This window comes from Adhaeribacter sp., from assembly GCF_057359045.1.
The window spans coordinates 71,496-81,712 of record NZ_JBMQUD010000156.1; the positions used below are offsets into that span (position 1 = coordinate 71,496).

A 10,217-nucleotide genomic window follows, 5' to 3' on the forward strand; every position below is an offset into this window, starting at 1 on the left:
ATATATAGTATCTAAATTATTTTTATTTGCTTACCGGCAATAGCGTAATCATGTTTGGGCAATTACATACATTATGGTTAAAAAAATACCGTACAGGCCTTGTGTTTGGGCTGATGGGCTTACTTGGCTTTTATTTTTTTTCTTGTAGCACAGGCGCTAACGAAAAAATACAGCTATTACAACAAAAAAGAAAAGTATCGTTAGTAGCACACCGCGGAGCGGCTGATGTTGCCCCCGAAAATACCCTGGCCGCCATCCGGAAAGCGCTGGATAGCCCGGCCGATTTTATTGAAATAGATTTACACCAAACCAAAGACGGCGAACTGGTACTCATGCACGACGCCTCGGTAAACCGCACCACCAACGGCAAAGGCGACATTGCCGACCTTACTTTAGCCGAAATAAAAAAGTTAGACGCCGGGTTGTGGTTCGATTCTACTTACCAAAATGAGCGGGTTCCTACTTTAGCCGAAGTACTTAAACTAGTAAAAGGCCGCAAAAACCTTTTAATTGAAATCAAGAAGGGCAACGATAATTTTTATACCGGCATAGAAGCCAAAACCCTCGACCTGATTCATCAGAACCGGGCTCAGAAATGGTGTATTATTCAATCTTTTTACGACGAAGTCCTTCAAAATATCTGGAAAAATGAGTTTGCTGTACCCACGCATAAGCTCATTATTGGTAAGGTACCGTTATTGCCTCTTTACTTCGACCATCGCCTGCGTTGGGGTCAATTTGATCAGTACGATCGGGCGGCGGCCATTAATCCGCACCGTTATTTTGCGACCAAAAGCTTTGTAAAACACCTGCATAACCGGGGTTTTAAAACCTTTGTCTGGACCGTAAACGATGCCGGTAGCATAAACGACCTCCTGGCTAGTGGGGTAGATGGCGTACTCACCGATAATATTTCTAAACTAGCCATAGAATAAACCACTACCCTTACCCAAGCTAAACGCTACAATTCCTCTTATAACAACTATAACTGCTATTACTCTCTTAGGCCAAACACATTTGCTATTTCAGGCTTTTATTTAGACATTTAGACAAACATCTAAATACATGAACGCTTTATTCCGGGCCCTGGACGATCCGACCCGCCGCAAAATAATTGATTTATTGCGGGAAAGAGATCTTACGGCCGGCGAAATAGCCGATGCTTTTTCGATAAGTAAACCCAGCATTTCGCACCACCTGGATTTACTTAAAAAAGCGGGCGTAGTAATAGCAGTAAAACAGGGCCAGTTTATTTCTTACTCGCTTAATACCACAGTTTTTGAAGAGCTGGTAGAATGGATGCTGGATATACTAAAATCTAAATAGAATTAACATGCAAAATTTTAGCTGGTTAAAAAAAGAAAGCTTGCGCCTGGTAATAATAGCTTTACCTTTTGTTTTCCTGGCCATGTTCTGGCAAGATTTACCCAATCGGGTTCCGATACACTGGAGCTTAAACGGCGAAGTAGATGGCTACGGCAGTAAATTAAGCCTGCTGGGCCTGGCGGCTATTAATGTAGCTTTATTTGGGTTATTTGTGCTCCTGCCCCACCTCGACCCCAAACGGCAGAACTACGAACTGTTTCAAAGCAAGTGGCACATTATACAAATAGTGCTGCACTTGTTTTTTACTTACTTATTTATGCTGATTGGCTTTATCGCTTTGGGTTACCAAATTCAGGCCGATTTGGTAATTAGATACGGGGTAATCGGGCTTTTCTTAATTTTAGGCAATTACCTGGGTACCGTACGGCGCAATTACTTTGTTGGCATAAAAACACCCTGGACTTTAAGCAGCGATTACGTTTGGCAGAAAACGCACCGGTTTACGGCATCGTTGTGGGTATTAAGCTCCTTGTTGATGCTTTTGTACAACTTTTGGGAGAAAAATCACCCGTGGGCATTTTTTGTGTACATTGGTATATTGGCCGTAGTACCGGTAGTGTATTCTTACATTGTATATAAAAACCAACCAGAATTGCCGGCCCGTAAACCGGAATAATTTTATTCCGGGGCCGTATCGGGCAATATCTGAATATCTTGCACCAGCACTTGTTTTTCAATGGCCCGGCCTGCTGGCGTATTGGCCAATCCGCCCAGAGCGGTTTCTTTGTAACGGGTTTCCATGCTCTGCCCCACCTCGCCCAGCGCCATTACGCACTGGTCTACCGGAATTACTGGGTCTACACCGGCTATGGCAATTTGCGCCGATGAAAAAGCAATGGCAGCCGCACTGGCATTACGCACAATGCAGGGTACTTCTACCAAACCGGCTACCGGATCGCAAATGAGCCCCAACATGCACTGGATGGTAATAGCTACTGCATTAAATACCTGTTGCACCGTACCGCCCAGGCAATACACAATGGCCCCGGCCCCCATGGCGGCGGCACTGCCGGTTTCGGCCTGGCAACCACCTACCGCACCAGCCAACGAGGCATTTTCTTCTATAATTAAAGCAATACCAGCCGCTACCAGCAAAGCTTCGTGTATTTTACGGTCCTCAATTTTATGAATATCCTGCAGGGTAGTTAAAATACCGGGCAAAATGCCGGAAGCGCCTGCCGTAGGGGCCGCCACTACCCGCCCCATGCAGGAGTTTACTTCTTTGGCCCCCAAAGCCCGGGCAATGAGCAACTGAAAATCTGGCGACAACACCACTACCGGCGAAGCGGCTACTTTTTTAGCCCCGTTATTTACCATGCCCGAACGCGAAGTCATGTTTTGGGTTAAACCGGTTTTAACAGCATCGCGCATTACATCATAAGCCCGGGAAATATTTTCCCAGATATACGCTTCGGTACGGCCTTTCTGTTCTATTTCGTACTGAAGTACGGCCTGGTAAAGTGGTTCTTGTGTAGCCTGGCAGTGTTTCGCCCAACTCACAAAATCCTGAAATAACAACGACATTGGTTTTATATTTAGATATTAGATGCTAGATTTTAAACATTAGACCTTCACTTATGAATAAGTAAATAAATATTTTACTTATACAACTCACGTTTAAACCCGGCTAATATTATACGGGTACAACCGCTAATATAGGCGATTAATTTTAGATGCTGTGGCTTAGCGTCAGGATACTAAATAAAGGAACCCGGCCAAAGCATAGATAAGCCTTGGGGTTTCCATTCAGCTAAAGGAATTAACGATATAATTTATTTCATCAGGATTGGGACCAGATGCTTTTCGCCGGTTTCGAGGTTAATTTTTAGCAACTGGTGGTGGTTGGTATCGGTAACCCACATAAAACCATTTATAAATTTCACGTCGTTGGGTTCGTCTAGGCCACCTACCAACGTTTTAACCCTTTTGCGCTCCAGGTCCAAAACTTTTATTTTACCGTTATAAGTATCGGCAATGTACAAGTTGCTACCCAGAGAGATTATACCTACGGCGTGCTGCAATTGGGCTACCTGAGCGGCTCCGTCTAAATCACCAAAATCGAAAAGGCCGTGCCCTACCAGGGTATTTACCGTACCTGCTGCCAAATCTATTACCCGGATTGCACTGGCCTCGGCATCGGCTACGTACAAGAAATTACCGGCCAAAGCCAAACCGCTGGGCTGGTTAAAACTACATTCGCGCAAAGGGCCGTTTACCAGGGCTTCGCGACCGGTGCCGGCAAAACGCCACACGGTTTCGGTACGCAAATCCATACGCAATACCTGGTGGTTTCCGGCATTGGCAATGTACATTACCTCGCCGGCCAGGGCCAAGTCCCAGGGGCTATTCGGGTTTACGGGTTCGTCGTACTTATCCTGGTTAAAATAATAACCCATTTCGCCGGTGCCGGCGGCCGTAAGTACTACTTTTTCCACCAAATCTATTAGCCGGATGGCATGGTTGCGGGTGTCGGCTACGTATAAAATATGCCCGCGCAAAGCCAGGCCCTGGGGTTGGTTAAAAGTAGCTTCCGTAAAATTACCATTAACGAAACCTTCTTCGCCGGTGCCAATTATGTCTAAAACTTCGCCGTCGGGGTTTAGGTGTAAAATGCGGTTGTGCCCGCTATCCGACAAAAAGAACGTATTGTCTTCGGCCACCACCATCTTGCCCGGAAAGCGCAAGGGCGTATTTAAAATAGTTTCGTGCTCCCGCTGAAACGGGAATATTGCGGGGTTTAGTTTTGCGGCAAAGTCTTTCTTTAACCCTTCCAGGTTGGGTTTTACTACGTCGTAAACGCCTTCACCGGCTTTCTGGCCAATCACATTTCCGTCCGGATCAATTAAAACTACGGTTGGCCAGGCGTTAATGGCATATTGCCGCCAAATTTCAAAATCGGCGTCGTTTATTACCGGGTGCTCAATGCCATACTTTAAAATGGCTTTCCGGATGCTATGCTGATTTTTTTCGGCATCGAACTTACCCGAATGTACGCCAATAACCACCAGTTCGGTAGGATATTCCTGCTCCAGTTTCTTTAAATCAGGTAAAATATGCTGGCAATTAATACAACCCAGGGTCCAGAAATCGAGCAATACAATTTTGCCCCGGAAATCTTTCAGGGAATAATTTATATCTGCGTTCAGCCAATCGTGCTTCGAACTAATTTCGGGAGCACGCACACGTCCGGTAATCATCTGTTCAGGTTCTTTTAAAGTATTTTATGCAGGAATATCTATATAAATATGTAATAAATAAGCTGGTTATAAAACAGCAATAGCGGGCTAAATGTTGCGCCCATATAAAAGCTACGCGGTTAAAAAACACTTTTATTCATTTAGAAAAACAGGTAGAAATTATTTATAGGTAAGTAGCTGCAATTATTGGGCTACACAACCATTTAGCCTAACCACTTAAAAAAAAGTAGTTTTAGCAATAAATAAAGAGCCTGTTTTAATTTTATTAAACAATTAAAAAAGCGGAATAAAATGGCCTCTTTCTCCCATTAATCTCCGTCATTTCGGAAGAATCTTATGGGTTACCTAATCAGAAGATTCTTCCGGAATGACGGATTTGGACTGATTCTACTAAATTTAAACATACTCTAATATAGTTAACCTGGCGCCGGCAATATTTTTAAAGCAAAAACGTATAATACCCGTTATCTTTGCAGCGGTAAACGAACGCACATGGCTCCTGGTTATTTTTCTGATTTTGGCACGCTGTTGCTCTTTCTCATTGGAGGAGCCATCTTTATTATAATCGGGCTTTTTACGGCGCGCTTAATTAGGCCTAACCAACCCAATGCCGAAAAGCTAAGTACTTACGAGTGCGGCGAAGAAGCCGTAGGTACCTCGTGGGTGCAGTTTAACCCTAGGTTTTACGTAATAGCACTAATATTTATTATTTTTGATGTAGAACTGGCGTTTATGTTTCCGTGGGCAGTAGTTTTTGGCCGGCGCGATTTAATAGAAGCTACCGGTGGCCAATGGGGCTGGTTTGCTTTAGTAGAAATGGGTTTATTTATCGGGATTCTGGCCCTGGGTTTAGCTTACGCCTGGGTTAAAGGCCATCTCGATTGGATTAAGCCCAAACCTGTATTACCAACCAGCCACTCGCCGGTACCCGCCAGTTTGTACCAACAGGTAAATGAACGGCAATACAGCATCCGCCAAAAAGAAAAACCAGCAGATGTTTAAATACCGAACCCGTAAATATTTGATTGTTTAAGCTAACAGCTAAACACTAATCGCTAATAGCTATATTATGAGTTTTACCCGCGACAAAGATGGTGAAGGCAATATAATAATTGCCAAGCTCGATGACCTGCTCAATTACGCCCGGCTTTCGGCGCTGTGGCCCATGCAGTTTGGTTTGGCTTGCTGCGCTATTGAAATGATGGGTGCCTGGTCGTCGGGGTATGACATTGACCGTTTGGGAATTATTCCGCGGGCATCGCCGCGGCAATCAGACGTAATTATTATTTCGGGCACGGTTACGTTTAAAATGGCCGACCGTATCCGGCGGCTTTACGAGCAAATGCCGGAACCCCGCTACGTAATCTCGATGGGTAACTGCTCTAACTGCGGCGGGCCTTACTGGGAACAAGGCTACCACGTGGTTAAAGGCGTAGACCGCATTATTCCGGTTGATATTTACATACCCGGCTGCCCGCCCCGCCCCGAAGCTTTAATTGGCGGTTTTATGAAACTACAGGAAAAAATCCGAAACGAAAGTTTACTTGCACCCGTGGCCGTACAGCAATTACTGGCCCAAGAAAACCAACCCACCTAAAAACGAGCCTACCGTAGATTTACCAGGCATACGTTAGTGCTGGCTATATACATCATCTTTTGCAAGCACTTATTTGTACCCGCAAAAGCCTACCCTTATGCGCTGAAATATCCTGTCTTTTCTCTTATATATTTAATTCTATATAGTATATTCGTTAGTCCGGTTCCGGTTATCCGTTAGTTTTAGGTGGATAAACGGAATAAACATGCTATATTCAAAGTACAGATAACCGGAACTTTATTCCATATATCCGTCTAAAAATGATAGGCTAAACGGAATAACTCCATATATCAGGTAGTTGGCGGTAATTTAAAGAAGAACCAAATGAATAAAGAAGAAATTAACTCTAATATTTATAAAAAAATAATAGATTCTTCTGAAATACTATTAAGAAAAGAATCAGATAAAAGTGTTATGGCCGTTGATGCTTTTGTATGGATGGACGAAATTGTAAAAAATGAGGATTTAAATCAAGTCTCTGATATTTATATTTATGAGGAAGGTTTCGGGGATACAGATTTAAAGCTCAAAAGTACCGTTCTTCATGCCATAACTTCTGTAATCGGGTTTGCATATGAAAATAGCAATATAGCTTACCTAGAAAATATGATATTATCTGATGATAACAAAAAAAGTGATATTGCATTAGATTATCTTTTGAAACTAGGTAGATACCATTCAAAATTTAAAGGTCAAGTCTTAGATTTCGTTGAAAGGAATTTCAATAGCTTCTCTAAAAATAAATTAAGCATAACCGCTTTTTATTTAAGTACACTTTATCATAAGGAAACTAAAGTTTTAGATTTATTTAAAGCGGTATTGCAGTTTCACAATGACAGGTTTCCAGATGATAAAACTGTAATTCAACAGAAGTCAGATGAAAAAACTATAGTTCCTCAGAGTTCAGATTCCGAAACGAATCAGCCTAAACCTTGGTGGAAAATATGGTAAACTTCCGCCAACACAAGCTAAAAACCACTAAAGCGCTTTTTAGCCCAGCACGTTATACAAAATTTAAATGCCAATAATTTCCAGCAAATCCCAGCAAGAAAGAGAAGTAACTGAATTCTATTCAGCAGCAGCTCAAGATACTGACTTTACAACAAGAGAAATTGGTATAGCTATGTTGGAATGGATAAAAAGAATTGAACTTAAGTTACCAAACTTAGAAATTTGGGGATTGACAAGTCATTACAGACTTGTTTTAATGGCAACTGAAACTTATGAAGGTGACTGGTCTGTAATAATTATTGGTCAAAAGGGGAATTATAGAGTAGATTATTTAATTCCTAAAGAAAATGCTCCTTGGGAAAATGCATATGTAACTGGTGAAACAACAGATTTTGAAGAAGCTCTAAAAATGTCCCTAATTGGAATTAGAAATTCTGGGGCTTGGAATAAAAACACTGTATAACCACACCTAAAAATCACTAAAGCGCTTTTTAGCCCAACCGTTACAGGTAATGCTAGACGACCGCACAATCCGACCCTTAAAAAAGTTATCCCGACAGACAACCGCCTAACAATGGCAGTAACGATTAGCAAGACAAACCAACACTTTTTACCAAATGGTAAATCATAACTAACGCCTTTTGGTAACTTTGCAACAATGAAAGAACTGATAAATTATTTATTGCAATTTGGGAATTTAAACCAACAGCAAATAGACTTGGTTGCAAGTAAAACTACCGAATTAGAACTTAAAAAAGACGATTACTTTGCAGAAGCAGGAAAAGTGTTTAACCAATTCGTTTATATTTTAGAGGGTGTTTTACGTATTTGCTATTACAACAACAAAGGCGAAGAAATTACAAAGTATTTTGTTGACGAAAACCACTTGTTTTCAAATCCGAACAAAGGCGAGCCAATGACAGAATATATTCAGGCGGTTACGGATTGTAAACTCATTGTATTTTCGCAACAGGAATGGGACGAGCTTTCTAATACAATTATCGGTTGGGACAACATTTCAAACAAGATCTTTCAAAGAGCATTAATAGAAAAATTGGACAGAAGAAGTTCATTGGTTGCAGAAGATGCCACAACGCGCTATATGGCGTTTTTGAATAAATTCTCAACACTTGCTAATCGGGTGCCGCTTTCCTACATCGCTTCTTATCTCGGAATTACGCAACAATCGTTAAGCAGAATCAGGAAAAATATTCGCTAAAATCACTTTTTACCATTTGTTAAACCATTTCATTTTTTGTTGTAGCAACTTTGAAGTATCAAATTTTAAATCAACAAAAAATGAAGAAAGCATTCATCACAGGAGCGAACAAAAGCATTGGCTTTGAGGTTGCCAAACAATTATTACAACAAGGGTTTTATGTGTATCTTGGAAGCCGAAACTTTGAAAACGGACAAAAAGCAGCAGAGAAACTAAAATCCGAAGGACTAACTAATGTAGAAGCCATTCAAATAGACGTAACCGATGACAATTCGGTAAAAAATGCACGCTTAGAGATTGGTAAAAAGACAGACGTGTTAGACGTTTTGATAAACAATTCGGGAATTTCGGGTGTAAAATCTGACGAGAACGGAAATTATATTCCGCAGACAGCAGCAGACACAAGCGTTGAAATTTTTAAGGAGGTTTACGAAATCAATGTTTACGGTGTAGTTAGGGTAACGCAAGCTTTTTTGGATTTACTCAAAAAATCGGACGAACCAAGAATTGTAATGGTAAGTTCAAGTCAAGGTTCTATTACCTTGCACAGCGACCCAACTTACAAATACTATAACCACAAAGGTGCCGTTTATTTGTCGTCAAAATCGGCACTCAATATGTATACCGTGAATTTAGCGTATGAATTTAAAGACACAAATTTCAAAATAAACGCTGTAAGTCCAGGATTTACTAAAACTGATTTCAATAACAATCGTGGAACAGGAACAATAGAAGACGCAGGAAAACGCATTGTAAAATATGCCTTAATTGGCAATGACGGCGTAACCGGAAAATTCTTTTGCGAAGAAACCAATCCCGAAACAGGCGAAATACCTTGGTAACAAAAAACACAGCCTGTAACATGGGTTTGGCGGTCAGGCGGGGCATTGTGCCTCGCCTTAACTTTTTTGATATATTTGAAATTTGGTTCTTCGCTTGCAGTTTTGTGGTTAAGATTTTGCTTGAACGTCAAGCCCCGGAACGTTAGCGGTCATTTAGAAAATAGCCTAAAGAGATACTGATGAAAGTTGATTTTCAAACTGTTGACGAATACATTCAAATATTCCCAAAAGAAATTCAAATTATTTTGGAAGCGCTTCGCGCAATAGTTATAAAAAATGCGCCAAACGCCGTAGAGAGTATTTCTTATGGAATGCCTGCCTATAAAACTAACGGAAAACCATTAGTGTATTTTGCCGCTTTCAAAAATCATATCGGGTTTTATGCTACCCCAACCGGCCATTCCCAGTTTGCGCAGGAGCTCTCAAAGTACAAGCAAGGAAAAGGCTCTGTTCAATTTCCTTTTGATGATATCCCGCACGAATTAGTTGAAAGTATAGTGAGATTTAGATTGGCCGAAAATGAACAAAAAAGTAAATAGCAATAATTGCTAACGGCAGCTACACGGAATTGCTTGGTTAAGTGAATCACGGCGGTTGCCATTTTATTTTTACCTTTACCCCATACTTGGGCTGATGGCCAGGCGCAAGGTATACACGAGCCCGTTCGTAAACCTTATGCTTTATAGAAAGAGAATAATTTCTTTTACAAATACATTCACTAATAATTCTTTTGGAAAACATTTTTATAACCATACTTGATTTAACCGGCACCCTGGCATTTGCCATTAGCGGCATACGGTTAGCGGCTGGTAAAAACATAGATTGGGTAGGCGCTTATATAATTGGCCTGGTAACTGCTATTGGCGGCGGTACCACCCGGGATTTGCTCCTGGGGTTAACGCCCTTCTGGATGCTGGACAGTAAATATTTTCTGGCCACGGGAGTTGCCCTTTTGGCTACTTTGCTGTTTAAAAATGTAATCTTCCGGTTAGGCAATACTTTGTTTTTGTTCGATTCTATTGGGC

General features: G+C 41.5%; 13 protein-coding genes. 11 read left to right on the plus strand and 2 right to left on the minus strand.

From position 1 onward, the window contains the following. Nucleotides 1–101: 101 nt before the first annotated feature. The 3 genes from ACO1R6_RS24265 to ACO1R6_RS24275 all read left to right on the plus strand — a co-directional run bounded on the left by ACO1R6_RS24265 (nt 102) and on the right by ACO1R6_RS24275 (nt 2,002). Entirely contained in the window at nt 102–935 is an 834-nt protein-coding gene (locus ACO1R6_RS24265) for a glycerophosphodiester phosphodiesterase family protein (protein WP_486268273.1), read from the plus strand. 130 nt (nt 936–1,065) lie between these two features. After that, nucleotides 1,066–1,326: an autorepressor SdpR family transcription factor gene (locus tag ACO1R6_RS24270; protein WP_486268275.1), complete on the plus strand. Its 261-nt coding sequence runs from the start codon at nt 1,066–1,068 to the stop codon at nt 1,324–1,326. A gap of 7 nt (nt 1,327–1,333) precedes the next feature. Further along, complete coding sequence (locus ACO1R6_RS24275) at nt 1,334–2,002, plus strand: SdpI family protein (RefSeq protein ID WP_486268277.1); 669 nt, start codon at nt 1,334–1,336, stop codon at nt 2,000–2,002. 2 nt (nt 2,003–2,004) lie between these two features. Here the strand turns inward: ACO1R6_RS24275 and sdaAA are convergent, their stop codons facing one another. After that, the gene (gene sdaAA, locus ACO1R6_RS24280; RefSeq protein ID WP_486268279.1) at nt 2,005–2,910 is read right to left on the minus strand and encodes an L-serine ammonia-lyase, iron-sulfur-dependent, subunit alpha; all 906 of its coding nucleotides are present in this window, start codon (nt 2,908–2,910) and stop codon (nt 2,005–2,007) included. A 248-nt stretch (nt 2,911–3,158) separates the two neighbouring features. Further along, nucleotides 3,159–4,583 carry a thioredoxin-like domain-containing protein gene (locus tag ACO1R6_RS24285; protein WP_486268281.1) on the minus strand — a complete coding sequence of 475 codons (1,425 nt, stop codon included), beginning with the start codon at nt 4,581–4,583 and terminating at the stop codon, nt 3,159–3,161. 492 nt (nt 4,584–5,075) lie between these two features. On the opposite strand from ACO1R6_RS24285, the gene ACO1R6_RS24290 reads away from it, so the two are divergent. The 8 genes from ACO1R6_RS24290 to ACO1R6_RS24325 all read left to right on the plus strand — a co-directional run. Beyond that, complete coding sequence (locus tag ACO1R6_RS24290) at nt 5,076–5,585, plus strand: NADH-quinone oxidoreductase subunit A (RefSeq protein ID WP_486268283.1); 510 nt, start codon at nt 5,076–5,078, stop codon at nt 5,583–5,585. A gap of 67 nt (nt 5,586–5,652) precedes the next feature. Continuing rightward, nucleotides 5,653–6,180: an NADH-quinone oxidoreductase subunit B gene (locus ACO1R6_RS24295; protein ID WP_486268285.1), complete on the plus strand. Its 528-nt coding sequence runs from the start codon at nt 5,653–5,655 to the stop codon at nt 6,178–6,180. A gap of 324 nt (nt 6,181–6,504) precedes the next feature. Continuing rightward, nucleotides 6,505–7,131: a hypothetical protein gene (locus ACO1R6_RS24300; protein WP_486268287.1), complete on the plus strand. Its 627-nt coding sequence runs from the start codon at nt 6,505–6,507 to the stop codon at nt 7,129–7,131. A 67-nt stretch (nt 7,132–7,198) separates the two neighbouring features. Further along, the gene (locus tag ACO1R6_RS24305; protein ID WP_486268289.1) at nt 7,199–7,594 is read left to right on the plus strand and encodes a hypothetical protein; all 396 of its coding nucleotides are present in this window, start codon (nt 7,199–7,201) and stop codon (nt 7,592–7,594) included. 195 nt (nt 7,595–7,789) lie between these two features. Further along, nucleotides 7,790–8,350, plus strand: a complete 561-nt coding sequence (locus ACO1R6_RS24310) for a Crp/Fnr family transcriptional regulator (protein ID WP_486268291.1) — start codon at nt 7,790–7,792, stop codon at nt 8,348–8,350. A gap of 80 nt (nt 8,351–8,430) precedes the next feature. After that, nucleotides 8,431–9,192, plus strand: a complete 762-nt coding sequence (locus ACO1R6_RS24315; protein ID WP_486268292.1) for an SDR family oxidoreductase — start codon at nt 8,431–8,433, stop codon at nt 9,190–9,192. Between the two features lie 179 nt (nt 9,193–9,371). Beyond that, entirely contained in the window at nt 9,372–9,731 is a 360-nt protein-coding gene (locus ACO1R6_RS24320) for an iron chaperone (protein WP_486268294.1), read from the plus strand. A 191-nt stretch (nt 9,732–9,922) separates the two neighbouring features. After that, nucleotides 9,923–10,217, plus strand: a 295-nt coding sequence (locus ACO1R6_RS24325) for a trimeric intracellular cation channel family protein (protein ID WP_486268296.1), incomplete at its 3' end; no start/stop codon positions are given.